The organism is Pseudomonas sp. FP2300, from assembly GCF_030687595.1.
GTDB classification, from domain to species: Bacteria; Pseudomonadota; Gammaproteobacteria; order Pseudomonadales; family Pseudomonadaceae; genus Aquipseudomonas; species Aquipseudomonas bijieensis.
On the sequence record NZ_CP117440.1, the window covers coordinates 3,553,980 to 3,570,832 of the forward strand.

Sequence of the window (16,853 nt, forward strand, 5' to 3'; positions counted from 1 at the left end):
GGCGGTCACTTACTTGACCTCACGCAGATAGCGTGCGGAAAAGGCTTCCTGTGCCGCCGCCATTTGCTCGTAGTTGACCACCCCGGCCCGGGCGTAATCGCTGTCGGGCAGGAACTGCGCAGCGATCTCGGCAGGCATCTTCATCGCCCGTACCGGCCGCAGGTAGGCCTTGGCCCAAAGTGCCTGGCCTTGCTCGGACAGGACGAAATCCAGGACCTTCTCGGCGTTGGCCCGATGGGGGGCGTTGTCGACGATGCTCATCACGTAAGGCACGCTGATGCTGCCTTCCTTGGGAATCACAAAAGCAACGTTGGCCTTGTCCTTGTAACGGGCGCGATAGGCGTTGAAGTCGTAATCGACCAGGATCGGCAGCTCGCCGGACAGCACGCGTGCATAGGCCGTTTGCTTGGGCACGATGGGCGAGTTCTTCGCCAGTTTCTGAAAGTAATCGATAGCCGGGGCGAAGTTATCCAGGCTACCGCCCATGGCCTGGTTGATCGCGACCGCAGAGACGTAGCCAACGAACGCGCTGGACGGATCCAGGTAGCCGACCATGCCTTTGTATTCAGGCTTGAGCAGGTCGCTCCAGCTTTGCGGCACGGGCAGGCCGCCCAGCGCATCGACATTGACCATGAAACCCAGGGTGCCGGAGTGAATGGCAAACCAGTGTCCCTGCGGGTCCTTCAAGCCGGCCGGGATCTGCTCCCAGCCCTTGGGTTTATAAGTGCCTGCCACTCCGGCTTTTTGTGCCTGCAAACCGAACGTCACGCCGTAATACACCACATCCGCCACCGGAGCGGCCTGTTCGGCCACCAGTTGCGCCAACGCCTGCCCGGAGTTCTTGTTATCCAGCGGGACCTGCACGCCGGTGGTGTCGGCAATCGCCTTGAGCTGAGCGCCCCAGTCGGCCCATTCCGGCGGGCAGTTGTAGCAAATCGCCGTTTCGGCGGCCTGGGCCAGGCTGGCAACGCCGCACAGCAGCAACGTCGCCAGGGTTTTACGCAAGCGGATCATCAAGTGTCTCCTCGTAAGGTTGAGTACTTTCGCCCGGCCGGATATGGCAGGGCAGGCAATGGGAAACCGGGGGGGCGCCGGCGATCTGCGCCAGCAGTTGATCGACCACCGTGCAGGCCAGCGCCTCGATGGGCTGAACGACGCTGCACAGCGTCGGGTGCATCTGGGTGCCGAGGGCGATGCCGTCAAAGCCAATGACCGAGAGTTGCTGGGGCACGTGCCAGCCGTTGCGGCGCAACTCGGCAATCAGGCTGATGGCGAGTAAATCGTTGGAGCAAACCAGCGCACTGAGCCCCTGTGGGCCTTGCAGCAGCGGCTCGATGGCGGCGAAATCGGCTTGGGTATGGGCAGGCATTTCAATCACCGGCAGGCTGTCGAGACCGGCCTCACGCATGGCGTCGCAATAACCGGCGTAGCGCTGGCGAGCGCGGTCCGATTGCAGGGCAGGGCCGGCAACCATGCCAATGCGCCAATGCCCGACCTCCAGCAGATAACGGGTGGCGAGGGCCATGCCGGCGCGGTTGTCCACCGACACGGCGCTGTAGTCCGGGTTGCCCGGCTGGTGATAGGCCAGCACAAAGGGCGTGTCCTCGTTGTCCAGGCTTTGCAGCACGCGGTTGCTCTCGGCGTCGGTCACCGTGAGCACCAGGCCATCGACGCGCTGGCGCAACAGTTCCTCGACCACCACGCTTTCGCGTTCACTGCTGTAGTCGGTCGTTGCCAGGAGCAGGTTGTAACCGCGCAAACGCGCAGCACGCTCCATGGCCTGGAATTGTTCGGCGAACACCGGGTTGAGGAGGTTGGGGACTACCACGCCGATCAGTTTGGTCACCTGCAAGCGCAGTTGACGGCCAAGGCGATTGGGTCGAAAACCCAGTTGGCGCGCGGCGGCGAACACCTGCTCGCGGGTGGCTGGACGCACCACTTCAGGGGAGGCAAAGGTGCGAGCGGCGGTTGCTCGCGAAACCCCTGCCAAACGTGCCACTTCTTTCAAATCCGTCATGATCACTCGCTTGAGATCGATCTCATTGGCGAGGACAGTACCCAGGCGCCGTGGCATTTCGGCGACGAAGTGATGACGATTTGATGTCAGATTCTGATGTCTGCCTCTGACGGTCATCCAGGACGCGTATGCGGTGCCCGGTTGCTCATGACGGTTGCTATTTGCGAATCAGGGCGATGACGTACTCGCAAACATGCGCCGTGGCGTTTTCGAACGTGCAGGCTTCTTCAGGTAGCCCCAATTGCAGACAGTCGCCTTGTTCCAGGACGTAAGTGGTGGTGCCCTTGGTAAAGGTCAGCGTGCCTTGCGTGGTCCACACCTGCTGATGAAGGAATGCGTAGGCGGTGGCGGGGTAGCTGATGCGCACGCCCGGGGGCAGTTGCACGCTGATGAGCTCCAGTGGCCAACCCTCCCGCGGGGAGACTTGCTGGCGCGCGTAGCCGGTTTCCGGGTCGACCCAACGTGGTTGCTCCGCAGCCTTTGAGAGCAGCCCCGAGCGCCCCTCGGCTCGATGCAGCAGGGTGGACAGGGGCAAACCAAAAGCGCCCGACAATCGTCCCAGGATCGTCGAGGTAGGGCTGACCTGCGCGTTTTCAATCTTGCTGATCATTGCCTTCGATACACCAGAGAACTGGGCGAGCTCGCCGATGGACCATTGGCGCGCGGTTCGCTCGGCTTTGATGGTTAATGCGATGTCAATGGGTTGGTTGTTCACTATAGAGGACTTCCAAGGCGGGGTGAGTTATTTGTAGCTTAGCGAGCTGGATGCATCTATTTAGTGCGAAAAATAAATAATGCGCCATTTTTGTGCAGATTATTTTTAATATTAAAGTAACATATTGATTTTAAAGGTTAATATTTATTAGATTTTTTCGTTTCAAAATAAATCTATTGTTGTTATCGCCACCGATTAAAACTATCAATTTGTTTGCATGGATTGCTTGTTTACTATCTGAAACGCGCAGCGACATTCCGTCGCCGTCGTCCAAGCTACCTTATCGTATTTGGGGGGATCTATGCCGGCTCAGCAAATGGAACAAGGCTATCTGACGGGTGAGCAAATCATCCATTCGATTAAAGGAATGATCACGGCTTCGGGGATCAACACCAACGCATTCTACAAAACGTTTCGCCAGGCCCCGCTGCCCAAGGCAACGTTGAAGAAAGTGTTCCAACAGTACTTTTATTACATTCGTACGTTCCCCCAGATCCTGGCAGGTACTTCGCACCGCACTGACAGCGAAGTGATTCGGATGAAGTTGGCGCGCACGGTGGTGTCTGAGCTGGGCGATGGGGTAGGCGAAGCACACTTCATCATGTTTGAGCGTGTACTTGCCGGTGTCGGCATCACGCTGGATGACTGGAAGAAGGTTGAATACATTCCCGAAGCCAGCGAGCTGGTCGATGGCCTGCGCCGGATCTTTCTCGAAGGTTCGACGGAGCACGCCATTGGTGCTCACTACGTCATCGAAGAGTTCGGTTTTCCGATGATCGCCAACCTGTACGAAGGTTTCCGTCTCTACAGCGGTTGGAAACACGAAGACTTCACCTACTTCTACCTGCACATGCTGGTGGAAACCGATCATGTGCAGTGGATCAGTGATGCGGTCATGGAGGCCGCTCGGGACACTGACAACGGCAACAATATCCTGGAGGGTGCTGCCGATGTATTGAACTTGTTGACCCGATTCTGGCAAGGACTCAACCGAGTAGCCACTCACGCCTGACCGATCGGTACAAGGGGACAGGAAGTCATGGACGATATGACATTGATTGGTCGAGTGGCGCCCTTCAGGGATGCCAGTGCATATGCGGCATCCTCAGGGGCGTTGAACCTGTCGCAAGGACTTCCTGAACCCTTGTTTGACAATGCCATGAATGCGGCGTTGGCCCACCAGGTCCGGTCGGGCTGGCAGTACGCCGACCCTCGCGGCGAAATGATCTTGCGTGAAAGCATTGCGGCCCACAGTGCCGGCTACGCACCTGACAGCGAAGTGCTGGTGACCAGCGGCTGTACCGAGGCCTTGTACTTGGCCCTCTACGCAGCGTCTTCGCAATACGGCAGCAAGGTCGCCTTCTTTGAACCCTTTTATCCCTATTACCCCGGAATGGCCACACTGCTGGGGCTGGAGTCTGTTGCACTGCCGTTGGCGGCAGGGGGGCCTGACTGGGCAATGTTCGAGCAGCAATTGCGTGCCGGTGTTCGCATCTTGCTGCTCAACACCCCCCATAACCCGACCGGATGGTGCATGTCCGCCGATGATTGGCAGCATCTGGTGGCGTTGGCAAAAAACCATGACTTCATGGTGATTGTCGACGAAGCCTACCGTCACTATCAGTACGACACCGACGCACCGACGCAGTACCCCCATCAACAGATTCCCATGATGGTGGCAGGCAGCGCTTCGAAGTTGTTGTCCATGACCGGAGTCCGGATCGGCTGGTTGTGCGCGCAGGCAACCTTCATGGCGCGAGCCTATGCCCATCACCTGTACCTGAGCTATTGCCAACCCACCCCCATACAGGCAGCCGTCGCGGTTTTGCTCGATGAGTTGACCATCGGGCGACTCGAAAGCCTGCGCGAGCACTACAAGCACAAACGCGATCGCCTGGCAGGTGCGCTGATGGCCGCCGGGCTGGATATCCAGTTACCGGCGGGCGGCCATTACCTCATGGCCGACTATTCACGGCGGGCGCCTTCATTGTCCCCGGTTGAATTCAGTCAACACCTGGCCGTTCGTTGCGGGGTCATGCCATTGCCCGCGACGCCCTTCTATCTGGGGCAGTGCCCCACCTATGTCAGATTTTCTTTCTCGGTAGCCAAACCCATTGTTGATCAAGCTTGTGCCCGCCTGGAGGATTTTTGAAATGGAGCAGCATGTGTTCGACGTCATTGTCGTAGGCGGCGGTCCCGCAGGGCTGAGCGAGTGTATCCGGTTGATCGATCTGGGCCTGAAAGTCGCGGTCATCAGCGATGTATTCGGGGGATGCATGGGCATGATGGGGGACCATCCATTGCAGTCGTACTGCAATGAACTGGAGATCGAAGGGGCCCCCTATCCCTTGCATCGGTTCATGCGCAAGTTGTGCGTCAGCCCCACTGGCGAGGAATACGCCGCCTATATCCGGAGCAACTTCGAAGCCTTGCCATTGACCAGGATCCAGCAACGGGTGGTCACCGTAAGCAAGGCGCAGGGGCTGTTCGAGGTAAACCTGGCCCCGGGTTCCCAGGGGCATCCCTTGCGTGCGCGGCAGATTATCCTCGCGACCGGGATTCGCCCGAAGGCGCCGCCCTTCGAAATGCCCAATGCGCATTGGCTCAATTGCTTTGACGTCTACCAAATGGTTGCGCGGGGCCAGGTTCAGCGGTTCCTGCAGCAGGATGTCGTCATCTTCGGCAGCGGTAACAGTGCGTTCCAGATCGCACTGCTGCTTGCCCCGTTCGCCCGCAATGTGTCGATCCTGATCAAATCCTATCTGGGGCTGTATCCCCAGGAGACCGATGATCGGTTTGCCCTCAGGTCCCTGAGCCAGCGCACGCTGGAGATGATAGCCAAGACGTCGTCCAGTTCCTTTCAAGGGCCGCTCAACAGCGCCAACAGTACGGGCCGGGCCAATATCTGGCTGCATGCCTACAACAGCATTCGCCAGGAAGGCGACAAGGTCGTCCTGGATCTTCCGGCGTCACTCAACGGCAATTCGCTGCTCCAGGCTTCCTGCCGCAAGGCTCGAGAGGCCGGCCGGCTGGTCGAAGCCCAGGCATCCGAGGGGTATGAGCTGCACTTGGATATATCGGCGAAGGATCAATGCCTGGTTTCGGCCATCGGCGTCACCGCACAACTGCCCGCCACCGACTGGCCGCAACTGCTCAACCCACAGACCGGATTCACCTGCCACCAGGATGGGAAAAGCCCTGTCGCAGGCCTGTATTTCGCGGGGGCAGCCTCAGGCTATGCGTCGATCAACACGATGGTGCCCGCAGCAGCGGAAATGAGTACCACGCCATCGCTGCAAGAAGGGCTGCGGTCATGGGCGTGAGGATGTTCCAGCCGCTGCGCATGGACCTTGGCGATGTGCTCGAGCAATCGACAGCGGAGCTCAAGCAGGCCATCGCCCGGGCCAAGGTGCTGGTCATCGCCAACCAGGACGTCAGTGTTGCCCCTTATGTGCAGTTGATGCGCAGGCTGGGTTCGCCTGTGCATCATGTGTTGGCCAAGTACTGCCTCGAGGATTACCGAGAAGTGCTGACCGTGACCAATCTCCATCGCAACGGCCAGGCCTTGGGCGTGCATGAAGGAGGCGGGTATTGGCACACCGACATGTCGTACAAATCGGCGAATACGGTGTTCACGTCACTGCTGTCCGTGCAGGTGCCGGACCAGCACGGCGAGACTCAATTCATCGATTGTGTCGCAGGCCTGCACCAGGTTCGCCAGTGGCTGGAAAGTCCGGGTTGCCCGCAACACCTGAAGGGTCTCGATCTGGAAAACCTGCGGGTTCACCACCGTTTCGGCAATCGCGACACCCTGCGCAATGCCGCCGCGGCGGTGCAACAGCTCAATCCCCAGGAGGCAGGCGCGCTGGAAAACACCGTGGTTCACCCCCTGGTGCTCAAACATCCGCTCTCCTGCGCGACGTCGCTTTATGCGCCAGCCGCCACGGCCATGCAAATAGAAGGGGTAACGCCTGCACTGTCCCATCGCATTCTCGACAGTCTGGTCGATTTCCTCGTTCAGCAGGCGCCGCGCTATCGGCATGCCTACCGCCCAGGCGACATCGTGATCTGGGACAACCTCTCAACGCTGCATAAAGGTCCGCCAATCCCCAAAAGTGAAGGGGGGGCCGATGCGCGCCTTCTCTACCGCATGAACGTCGACTTCCAGTGAGGCATTACCATGATCAAGACTATCGTTTTCCTGACGCCCCATTACCTGAACTTCGCCTCCGAGAAGGCCTTGCAGACGCTGGGACGAGACTGTCGCACCGTACTGATCGCCTATCATGCCGATGTCCTGCCGCCCGTGCTTGAGCGCAACGTCTCGCAGGTGGTGCGCGTCGATGCCGACCTGCAGCGCAACATTCGCCCGTTGCTCGATCATGACCAATGTCGAGATGTCATCAGCGATGAGTTGCGCGCCGTGCAGGGCAACACGTCGTCATTGCGTATTTTCTGCCAGGAAGAATGCCACGTTGAGCTGGCGGCCCAGTTACGCGAGGAGTTCGGATTAGAGGGCGATACACAGGCGATCGTGGCGAATTTTCGCGACAAGGTGCTGATGAAGCACGCCGTCAGCCAGAAGGGGATACGCATTCCCGAATTCGTACCACTGGATCACGTACGCCTATCGGCCGAGCCACAGGCTTACTACGCCGAGCTGACGACGCGATTGGGCTTGCCCCTGGTCCTGAAACCGGTGAACGCGGCAGGCAGTTTCGAGGTGTCGATCATTCGCAACGAGGCCGAATTCAACAAGGCCCGCGAGCAAGTATTGGCGTCACCGTATCATTTCGATTATGAGGTGGACGAGTTCATCGACGGCGACATGTTCCAGTGCGATTCGTTTGTGGTTGACGGCCAAATCCGCTACTGCGGCGTCCTGGAACTGGGTTGCACCAACTTCGACTTTGTCCAGGGCAAGCCCTTGAGCGTGATTCCCGTGGCCGACCCTGCGCTCAGGGCGACCCTGGAAGCCTTCAACCGGGACGTGATCGCGGCCCTGAACTTTCGCAACGGCTCGACGCACCACGAGGTTTTTGTTGACCGCAGACGCGGTTATCCGGTGTTCCTGGAAATTGCCGCACGCGTACCTGGCGGCATCGGCGTGCCGTATCACGAGAAAAACAGCGACATCAACCTGATCGACGCCAATCTCTACCTCGTGGCCGGTGCCGCGGCGCTCGATGACATCAAGCCCAACGAGAAGAACAACGTGGTGTCCGCCTTGTTGCCCTTGCGCAAAGGCCGGATCAGCCAACTCAACGAACCGCCCATTTCCAGTGCCTACGACATCGATTGGCGGGTCGCCCCGGGCATGGTGGTGGACTCCCGATCCCTGGCCGATACCGCGGGCATCCTGACGTTGTACAACGCGGATCCACAGGTACTGCGCGCCGACTTCGAAGCCTTGCAGCAGTACGTGCCAACCCAGGTGGAAGTGCTGGAGCCGGGAACCGCATGATCAATCCAGTGGGCGGCAGGCAACAGGTTTTTCTCAAGGAGCAGGCATGAAGACAGGAATACTCGGTGCCGTCAGCATGGCGGTCTACTGCATCTCGACGGCGCTCTCGGCCGTCTGGGTCATGGTGGCGTTCACCCGTATCAGTGGGGCGGCGCTGACATTCATTACCTTCCTGATGGCCTGGGCGGTATTTTTCCTGGTGCATACCTTGCGTGGTCATGACCCGTTTCGCCTGCTGCGCGAGGAGTGGCGCGGCGTGCTGCTGCTCAATGTGCTGACGCTGTTCAGTTGGTGGCTGATGTTCATGGCCCTGCAGCGCATCGAGGCGTCGGTGGAATCGGCCATCTATCAGGGTTGGATGCCGCTGGTGGTGGTGGTCTGTGAAATGCTGGTGGCGCGGTCCTCGGTCAGTCGTTCCCGGTGGCTGGGCGCGCTGCTGATCCTGTTGTCACTGATGGCCCTTGTTCTTATGCGTCTCGCGCTGGGGGTCACGGCCCAGGTCAGTCTTGTCAATTTGCATGAGGGCATTGCCCTGGCCTCTGTCGCCGGGATCACCGGCGGGATCTACGTGTTCTGCTCGGCTCGACTGAACCGCGACAGCAAGTACAGCGCCATGGATATTCTGTGCGTCAGGTTCTTCCTGCTCTTGATTGTCACGGGATGGGTCGGCCGGGAAAACCTGCACCAGTTGCTCACGCTTGATACCGCCATGCTCGGCCAATTGATCAAGCTGGCATTCGTCAGCGTGCTGATTCCGGTGTTCACCCTGCAGTTTGCCATTCAGCATTTGGGGGGCGGGCGGGTGTCCATTCTCACACCGTGCGTGCCGGTCATTGCCTTGGCGGCCGAGTTCGTGCTCTCCACCTGGCACAGCCCCTGGGTGCCGGTCCTGGTTACGGTGGTGTGCGTGGCGGTGTTGTTGTCCAACGTCTGGTTTTCGCGAGACAGGCAGGTTGTTCGCTCGGGCCCCATGCCTGTCGCCCTTCAAAAATAGACTTCGGTTTACTGGAGCATCCCATGACTCTTTCCTTGGCCTTCGCACAGGGGGCGGCAGACGCTTGCTCGAATGACGGCCGCAGCGTGCTCGCACGCACGTTGGAAATCGCACGAACCCTGATTGGTTTCCCTTCGGTCAGCGATCGTTCCAATCTGGACCTTATCGAATGGGTGAGCGGGTATCTGCACGGCGTCGGGGTGCAGGCCCAGATTCTACCGGACGTCACCGGGCGCAAGGCGAACCTGTTTGCCAGTCTCGGACCGCCGCGCCCCGGGGGCATCATCCTGTCCGGACATACCGACGTGGTGCCCGTCGCGGGCCAGGCCTGGGCGCAGGACCCGTTCAGCGCCCACCTGGACCACGGACGGCTGTACGGTCGCGGCAGTTCGGATATGAAAGGGTTTATCGCTGTCGTACTGGCGATGGCTCCCGAGCTGATGGCGTCTGCACGGCAAAGCTTTCACCTGGCCTTGTCCTATGACGAGGAGGTGGGCGCGATGGGTGCGAAACATCTGGCGCCCTTCATCTCGCAGGCACAGCTGGAGCCCGCCGGTTGCATTGTCGGCGAGCCGACTTCAATGGAGCTGGTGATCGGCCACAAAGGGCGTCATGAAATCAATTGCTGTGTCCATGGCAAAGTCGCGCATTCATCACTGCCCAGCGAGGGGGTCAATGCCATCGACTATGCCGCGAGGGTGCAGATGCAGCTTCAGCAAGTGGCCAAGCGGCTGGCGAAAGGGCCGCTGGACGGCGGGTTTGATGTCCCGTACACCACGGTTCAGGTCTGTCGGGTCAACGGCGGTGTCGCTGGCAATGTCATTCCTGGCCAATGCAGCTTCGACTTCGAGATTCGCTACCTGCCCGGATGCGATGCCGAGCAGCTGTTGGTACAGATCAAGGACGACGCCAACCAGGCCATGCACGGCGAAATGAATGATCGCTCGGCGGGGGCGTCCATCGAGTTTTCCCACACGCTGCATACCCCGGGGCTGGATGAGAGGGGTAATCAGGCGTTCGCGCAGTGGATCCGTCAGGCCAGTTCGATGGCCCATGGCCGACAGCGCGTGGCGTACAGCACCGAGGCTGGGTTGTTCCAGGCCGAGGGAATCCCCACGATCGTCTGTGGCCCGGGCAGTATCAAGCAAGCGCACAAGGCGAACGAGTATGTGGACCTGGCTCAACTTGAGGCTTGTGAACGATTCCTGCGTCGCCTGGCGCGTTGTGAGTCATTACCTCCACTTCCAGCCAGGGGTGAGCAATGAGCGCCGCAGCCCTGGATAGCCAGGGGCGCGAACGCAAAAAGCTGGTGCTGGCGGTGAGTGTGGGCGCCGCATTGGAATGGTTCGACTTCACCCTGTTCGCGATCTTTGCCATGCAGATCGCCGCAGCGTTCTTTCCGGCTTCCGACCCCTTGATGTCGTTGCTCGCTTCCTACCTGGCGCTCGCCGTCGGCTTCGTTGCCCGGCCATTGGGGGCGCTGCTGATGGGACGTTATGCCGATCGCCGGGGGCGCAAGGCCGCGCTGACCCTGTCCATCATGCTGATGGGCGCCGGGACCCTGATCATTGCGGTGTGCCCGACCTACCAGGCCATTGGTTGGTGGGCACCGTTGAGCATTGTCGTCGCACGCATATTGCAGGGGGTCGCGGCAGGAGGAGAGATTGGTGGCGCGCTGGCCTATCTTGTCGAAACGGCACCCGCCGACCGCCGTGGTCTGTTTGCTTCCAGTCAACAAGTGGCACAAGCCGGATCATTTTTACTCTGTGGCTTAAGTGCGAGCCTGTTGTCGAGCGCATTGACGCCAGCCCAGCTGGATGAATGGGGTTGGCGCGTGCCCTATGTCTTCGGACTGCTCGTGGTGGTGGCGGGCTTGCAGATTCGCCGCAGCCTCGAGGAAAGCGAGCCGCTGCGCCGCTTTCTCGATAGCCAGGGTAATCAAGCGCTGGCAGGGAAGGGGGCAAGCCTTCGCCCCTATCTGCCTAACCTCGTGATGGGGGTGTTGATCGTCGTCCTCTGGACAGTCGCGACGCAATTGATCAACTTCATGCCGACCTATGCGTCGATGGTGCTTGCAGTTCCACGCAACGAGGCCTATCTGGGGCTGGTGCTGGTCGGTCTCATCACGCTGCTGTGTCCCTTGACCGCACTGCTATCGGACCGCATCGGGCGCTATACCGTCATGCTCATCGGTGCCGTGGGGGTCGCGCTCTGTGCATATCCAGGGTTCGTATGGTTGAACAGCAGCCCCAGCCTCCAGACGCTGATCAGCTTCCAATGCGGGCTGGCGGTCTTGATGGTGCTCTACACGGGCCCGGCCGCGGCGGCATTGGCAGAGCTGTTTCCGGTGCAAGTCAGGGCCCTGGGGGTTTCGCTGGCGTACGCCTTGTCGGTGACCGTCTTCGGCAGTTCCACGCCGACCCTGATTACCCTGATCTACCGACAGAGCGGGGATGCGCTCGCCGCCGCCCACTGGTTGTTCGCGGCGGCGTGCCTGAGTGCGATACCACTGGCCTGGGTAAGCCTGTCGAAATATCGGGCAAGTGCTAATCCGGCGTTGGTTGTCGAGCATGAGACGTGAGCGAAGATGAGCAACGAACCTCATTGACGACTGCGGGGGAATCCGCGCTGCTTGGCTGACCACACGACTGCCAACGTCAGAAGCAGGAGAACCACCAGGACAGGCGCAAATGCAACGACCCCCAGGTGATCGAGCAGAATGCCTCCGACGATTCCGCCGCCGGCAATGGCCAGGTTCCAGGCCGTGACCAACATCGACTGGGCGAGATCCGCTGCGTCTCCGGCAGTCTTGGCGATGGCCGTCTGGAACAGCGTCCCAGCCCCTCCGAAAGCGATTCCCCAGGCGGCCACGGCGATATACACCGCCGCTGGCCTGTCGCTCATCGCCCCTAGCGTCATTGCCGAGAGGGCGAACAGCACCGTACCTGCAAGCGTCAACGCCCGTAGATGGCGATCGATCAGCACGCCGACGACCCAGATCCCCAGCAACGACGCGACGCCAAAGACCAGCAGGACCAGATCCGTCCGCTCGCCCAAGCCCGCCGCCGCCAAAAACGGAGCGATATAGGTAAAGAGAATGTTGTGCGCCAGGACAAAAGCCAGCACCACGAACAACACTGAGCGAACGCCCGGCAGCGTGAAGACCTGACCCAAGGCGAGGCGTTTATGGGTGGCCTGCCCAGGAAAATCAGGCACCTTGAGTCGTACCCAGACCATCAAGGCCACGGCGAACAGGCTCATGATGGCGAAGCTCATTCGCCAGCCGACCAGGTTGCCGAGCAGCGTGCCGGCCGGTACGCCGAGGGATAACGCCAAGGGCGCGCCCACCATGGCGATCGCAATCGCACGACCTTTCTGGCCTTCGGACACCATGCGGGCGGCATAACCGGCCAACAACGCCCAAAGCAGCCCGGCCGATACGCCACCGAGCAAGCGCGCGACCATCGTCAAAACATAATGGGTGGAAAGCGTCGTGACGGTATTGGCAACGGCGAAGCCGGCGATGGCCAGCAACAAGAGTGTTCTGCGTCGCATACCTTGGGTCGCGGCGGTCAATGGAATGGCCGCCAGCAAGGAGCCGATCGCGTAGACCGTTACCAACTGGCCGGCCAGGGCCTCGGAGATCGCCAGCCCTTCGCTGATCTGTGAAAGAAGCCCGGCGGGCAAGGCTTCGGTGAGGATGGTCACGAACGCCGCGAGGGCAAGGGCAAACAGTGATCCGATGGGGAGCGGTGCCGTGGCTTGAACAACCTCGGCCTCGGCGTCGATGTGGGTATTGGCAATCGTCATGGGTCACCTGTTTGGAGCGCGCCTGACCCGCCGGGACGGCACGGTCAATTGCAGATTGATAAGTGTCGACTACGGTAGGTGCCCGTCTTGGGCGAGACAAGAATGCTAGAGTGCACAACACATCGGAAAAAATGTCCGTAATGGGGGCCAGGCGTGGAATCACTGAGCGGGATTGATTTTTTTGTGCGCGCGGCTGAAACCCGCAGCTTTTCAGAAGCGGGCAGGGCGCTGGGCATTTCGTCTTCGGCGGTGGGCAAAAGCGTCGCCCGGCTCGAGGCGCGACTGGGTGTGCGGCTGTTTCATCGCAGCACGCGAAGTATCACTCTGACGGCGGAGGGGACGCTGTTCCTCGAGCGTTGCCGGCGCATTCTCTGCGAAGTCGAAGCGGCCGAACTGGAGTTGTCGGAAACCCGCAAAGCGCCACGGGGCAAACTGCGCGTGAGTTTGCCTCTTGTTGCGGATTTGGTCATGCCGACGCTGATCGCCTTCATGCGCCGCTACCCCAGTATCGAACTGGACCTGGATTTTTCCGATCGGCTGGTGGACATCATCGAGGAGGGTTTCGATGCGGTCATTCGAACCGGAGAGCCGAACGACTCCCGGCTGATGTCCCGTCCGTTGGGCCCGTTCAAGCTCGTTGTGGTCGGTTCGCCCCGGTACTTCGCCGAACACGGCACACCGCACGCACCGGCGGACCTGCTGCGCCATGCCTGCCTGCTCTACAAGTTCCCCAGTACTGGCAGGATGCAAGTCTGGCCAGTAAACGGGGACGGGGAGCCGGAACTCAACCTGCCGGCGACCCTGGTCTGCAACACCACCGAGGCGTTGCTGCACGTGGTGCACGATGCGCTGGGCATCGCCTGTGTGCCAGATTTCACTGTGCGCGAGGCGATCGCCAGCGGTGAGCTGGTCACCGTCCTGGACGACTTCAATCGGCATCAGAGCACCTTTCGCATGCTCTGGCCCTCAAGCAAACACCTGGCGCCGAAGCTGCGGGTGTTCATTGATTTCATGAGCAGTGAGTTGTTCAAGTGACTGAACCGCCGCTATCTCGAGCAGGCTCGCTCCCACATTCGATCTTCAGCGAGCACAACATTCATGCCCATCCCAACTCCTCTGTGGGAGCGAGCTTGCTCGCGATAGCGGTGGTGCAGTTACAGGGATGTTGGATTTGCGGCCCTCATCGCGAGCAAGCTCGCTCCCACAGAGGAAATGGGTTGGCCATAGAGCAAGTCGGCTGCTAGCTGCAATCCTTCTGTTTGCACGGGTGCGCTTCCCGGGAGCGCCACTCCTTGACCAGCTGTTGCCTGGGACGGGCGTAGCGCTCTTCCAGGACAACCACCTCGACGATCCGGTCCGTTCGGAATAAACCATAGTCGCCGCGCAGTTCGCACCAGCCTGCGATATACCGCTGCGACTCGACGAACCCCAGCATGATCGGCCAGAGGATTCGTTGCGTCCGCTCCTCATTTTCGTCCTTGTAGACGATCTGCATTTTCCGCTGTTCGCGAAGCGCCAGCCGGACCTGGGCCAGATCCAACGCCGCCGGGGCGCCTTGATTGCGACTGACGTAGATCGTGTCGTGGTCCAAGGTTCGCCGCATGTGTGGCGGCAGGACACTGTCGATTTTTGCCAGCGCGTTCTGAACGGCGTGGGCCAGGCCTTCATCGGTTTGGCGGCTGACCCATTGCGCACCGGCCATCAGCGCCTGGATTTCTTCCTCGGTGAAACTCAAGGGCGGCAACAGAAACCCCGGGCGCAGGATGTAGCCAACGCCGGGTTCGCCAACGATGTCCGCCCCCATCGACTGCAGCGTGATGACGTCCCGGCGGATGGTACGCAATGAGACATTCAGCTCACGGGACAGCGTGACACCGGAAACCGTCCCGCGATGACGCCGAAGCACTTGCATGAGATCGAATAATCTATGGCTTCTTGACACGCTTCAGTCCATGGCCACAAGGGCCTTGCCACGCAGCTTCCTGCCTCCCTCGATGGCCGCGATAAGCTCAATCGCATCGTCAAGAGGCACCACTTCCGCTACAGGAAGCCGGAAGCTGCCATTCTGGGCGGCGTGGGCGAGCGTGTCGAGGACGTCGGGGCGCGGTGTGCAGATGACGGGTTTCAAGCGTTTATCAAAAAAGGAGCGAATGAACTTGCCGGGGCTCGGATTCAGGTCAAGCAGCACGCCGCCTTTGCGCAGCAGGTCGAGGCCGACCGGCAAGGACAGGGTGGCCGCCGTGTCATACACCACATCGAAACGTTCAGGCAGCTTGGACAGATCGGTTCTGCGATAGTCGTAAACCGTATCGACCCCCAGTTGCCGCGCCCGCTCCAGCGTCTCTTCACTGCAAGCACCAGTGATCGTGGCCCCCACCATGCGCGCTATCTGCACGCAGGCTTCACCGACCGCGCCACTGCAACCATTGATGAAGACACGCTGGCCCGCGCTCAGCCCGGCCTTGTCCCGCAAGCCGTTCCAGGCCGTCATGCCCGGTGTCCCGAGGTAGGCGGCTTGCTCGAAGGAAACACCATCGGGTTTGCTGGCCAGCAGCGATTCCTTGGTGACTACGGCTTGAGCCAGTGCACCACTTTCCTTGAAGCGCGCGAGACCAAAGACGGCATCGCCCACTTTAAACCGCGTCACGTTGCTGCCCACGGCGGTGACGGTGCCCGAGAAATCCATGCCCATGGCCCGGGGGAAGGATCTGCCCGTGACGATCTTCATCTGGCCGCTGCGCAACTTCCAGTCGATAGGATTGATGGCGGCGAATCTGATTTTCACAGCGACTTCGCCCTGGCCCGGTGAAGCCAACGTGAATGCCTCGAGCTTCATCACCTGCGGCCCGCCGTAATTGTGATACTGGATACGCTTCATAGCCGACGCTTACTCTGGATGGTTGATGAGATGGAAACAGGGCTGGGGCAGGGGCGCTGTTTCCAGCGCATCGTTTCCTGCGGCCAACCCTTTCACTCTAACCATCGACAGGGTCAGTTTCTGGCACCATTGTTTTGCCAGGCTCCAGGGGCGAGCGGCCGTTGCGGCGCATGTTCAGATCAAGGGGCCTTGTTCTCCACCAGGCAGTTTCCGCCATCCACCACCATGACCTCGCCCGTGATGTAGCTCGCTTCCGAAGACGCAAGGAAAGCGACCAGTGCCGCCACCTCTTCGGGACGTCCCGCCCGGCCCATCGGCGTGTAATCGGCCGCCTTGGCTTCCTCGGCCGTGGTCGACCCTGTAGTGATCCAGCCGGGAGCCACGCTGTTGACCGTGATCCCTTGCCGGGCGACTTCCAGAGCCAGGCCCATGCTCATCCCTACCATCGCGGCCTTCGCAGCGCTGTAGGCCGCCTCGCCGGGGTTACTGCAGCGCGTGCCGGTAGTGGAACTGATGTTGACGATGCGCCCGTAACGGCGCGCCTGCATACCGGGCAGAACAGCCCGTGTAAGAAGAAAAGCCGTGGTCAGATTTCGAGCCAGCGAAAGGTTCCAGGCTTGCAAATCCATGATCGCCAGCTCCGAAAGCACCTCTGGGGAACCTTGCATGGCCATGCCCGCGTTGTTAACCAGGATATCGATCCGCCCCCAGCGCGACTCTGCCCAAAGGCTGAACTCGCGTACCTGGTTTTCATCGGTCAGGTCGACGGCCCGCCCTTCGACTTCGAAGCCTTCGGTACGCAGTTCTTCGACTCGATCGAAGACCCGAGCGCTGCTGGCGGTGATGATCAATCTGGCTCCGGCCAGACCAAGCCGGCGTGCGATTGCCATCCCAATGCCGATCTCACTTCCAGCGCCACTGACGATTGCCACATGATCCTGCATTACCGCGTTTGGCATGGTGCTCTCCAAATGA

General features: G+C 60.4%; 16 protein-coding genes. 9 read left to right on the top strand and 7 right to left on the bottom strand.

Going from position 1 to position 16,853, the window contains the following annotated elements:
• Window positions 1-9: 9 nt before the first annotated feature.
• The 3 genes from PSH86_RS15850 to PSH86_RS15860 all read right to left on the bottom strand — a co-directional run bounded on the left by PSH86_RS15850 (window position 10) and on the right by PSH86_RS15860 (window position 2,732).
• Window positions 10-1,014 carry an ABC transporter substrate-binding protein gene (locus tag PSH86_RS15850; RefSeq protein ID WP_305483709.1) on the bottom strand — a complete coding sequence of 335 codons (1,005 nt, stop codon included), beginning with the start codon at window positions 1,012-1,014 and terminating at the stop codon, window positions 10-12.
• Entirely contained in the window at window positions 998-2,017 is a 1,020-nt protein-coding gene (locus PSH86_RS15855; protein WP_232200815.1) for a LacI family DNA-binding transcriptional regulator, read from the bottom strand. Before PSH86_RS15855 ends, PSH86_RS15850 begins: the two co-directional genes overlap by 17 nt.
• Before the next feature lie 157 nt (window positions 2,018-2,174).
• Window positions 2,175-2,732, bottom strand: a complete 558-nt coding sequence (locus tag PSH86_RS15860) for a helix-turn-helix domain-containing protein (RefSeq protein WP_109754083.1) — start codon at window positions 2,730-2,732, stop codon at window positions 2,175-2,177.
• Between the two features lie 301 nt (window positions 2,733-3,033).
• On the opposite strand from PSH86_RS15860, the gene PSH86_RS15865 reads away from it, so the two are divergent.
• The 8 genes from PSH86_RS15865 to PSH86_RS15900 all read left to right on the top strand — a co-directional run bounded on the left by PSH86_RS15865 (window position 3,034) and on the right by PSH86_RS15900 (window position 11,771).
• Window positions 3,034-3,744, top strand: coding sequence for an iron-containing redox enzyme family protein (locus PSH86_RS15865; RefSeq protein WP_109754084.1), 711 nt, complete (start codon window positions 3,034-3,036; stop codon window positions 3,742-3,744).
• 132 nt (window positions 3,745-3,876) lie between these two features.
• Window positions 3,877-4,884: a pyridoxal phosphate-dependent aminotransferase gene (locus PSH86_RS15870; protein WP_232200816.1), complete on the top strand. Its 1,008-nt coding sequence runs from the start codon at window positions 3,877-3,879 to the stop codon at window positions 4,882-4,884.
• 1 nt (window position 4,885) lies between these two features.
• Window positions 4,886-6,055, top strand: a complete 1,170-nt coding sequence (locus tag PSH86_RS15875; protein WP_109754086.1) for an NAD(P)/FAD-dependent oxidoreductase — start codon at window positions 4,886-4,888, stop codon at window positions 6,053-6,055.
• Window positions 6,046-6,903 (top strand): TauD/TfdA family dioxygenase, encoded by an 858-nt coding sequence (locus PSH86_RS15880; protein WP_116832436.1) that lies wholly within the window; start codon window positions 6,046-6,048, stop codon window positions 6,901-6,903. Before PSH86_RS15875 ends, PSH86_RS15880 begins: the two co-directional genes overlap by 10 nt.
• A 9-nt stretch (window positions 6,904-6,912) precedes the next feature.
• On the top strand, window positions 6,913-8,196 hold the full coding sequence (locus tag PSH86_RS15885; RefSeq protein WP_305483710.1) for an acetyl-CoA carboxylase biotin carboxylase subunit family protein: 1,284 nt from the start codon (window positions 6,913-6,915) through the stop codon (window positions 8,194-8,196).
• A gap of 46 nt (window positions 8,197-8,242) precedes the next feature.
• Entirely contained in the window at window positions 8,243-9,190 is a 948-nt protein-coding gene (locus PSH86_RS15890; protein WP_005733019.1) for an EamA family transporter, read from the top strand.
• Window positions 9,191-9,213: 23 nt separating this feature from the next.
• Window positions 9,214-10,455 carry an acetylornithine deacetylase gene (gene argE, locus PSH86_RS15895; RefSeq protein ID WP_176687871.1) on the top strand — a complete coding sequence of 414 codons (1,242 nt, stop codon included), beginning with the start codon at window positions 9,214-9,216 and terminating at the stop codon, window positions 10,453-10,455.
• Complete coding sequence (locus tag PSH86_RS15900) at window positions 10,452-11,771, top strand: MFS transporter (RefSeq protein ID WP_305483711.1); 1,320 nt, start codon at window positions 10,452-10,454, stop codon at window positions 11,769-11,771. The genes argE and PSH86_RS15900 overlap by 4 nt, the downstream gene beginning before the upstream one ends.
• A gap of 20 nt (window positions 11,772-11,791) precedes the next feature.
• Here the strand turns inward: PSH86_RS15900 and PSH86_RS15905 are convergent, their stop codons facing one another.
• On the bottom strand, window positions 11,792-13,000 hold the full coding sequence (locus PSH86_RS15905; RefSeq protein ID WP_305483712.1) for an MFS transporter: 1,209 nt from the start codon (window positions 12,998-13,000) through the stop codon (window positions 11,792-11,794).
• 153 nt (window positions 13,001-13,153) lie between these two features.
• Between PSH86_RS15905 and PSH86_RS15910 the strand changes: the two genes are divergently transcribed.
• Complete coding sequence (locus PSH86_RS15910; RefSeq protein WP_109754091.1) at window positions 13,154-14,035, top strand: LysR family transcriptional regulator; 882 nt, start codon at window positions 13,154-13,156, stop codon at window positions 14,033-14,035.
• Between the two features lie 205 nt (window positions 14,036-14,240).
• On the opposite strand, the gene PSH86_RS15915 is transcribed toward PSH86_RS15910, so the two are convergent.
• The 3 genes from PSH86_RS15915 to PSH86_RS15925 form a co-directional block, all read right to left on the bottom strand.
• A complete protein-coding gene (locus tag PSH86_RS15915; protein ID WP_305483713.1) occupies window positions 14,241-14,912 on the bottom strand; it encodes a YafY family protein in 672 nt (223 codons plus the stop codon).
• Between the two features lie 33 nt (window positions 14,913-14,945).
• The gene (locus PSH86_RS15920; RefSeq protein WP_305483714.1) at window positions 14,946-15,878 is read right to left on the bottom strand and encodes an NAD(P)-dependent alcohol dehydrogenase; all 933 of its coding nucleotides are present in this window, start codon (window positions 15,876-15,878) and stop codon (window positions 14,946-14,948) included.
• Window positions 15,879-16,057: 179 nt separating this feature from the next.
• Window positions 16,058-16,837: an SDR family NAD(P)-dependent oxidoreductase gene (locus tag PSH86_RS15925; RefSeq protein ID WP_109754094.1), complete on the bottom strand. Its 780-nt coding sequence runs from the start codon at window positions 16,835-16,837 to the stop codon at window positions 16,058-16,060.
• Window positions 16,838-16,853: the final 16 nt, after the last annotated feature.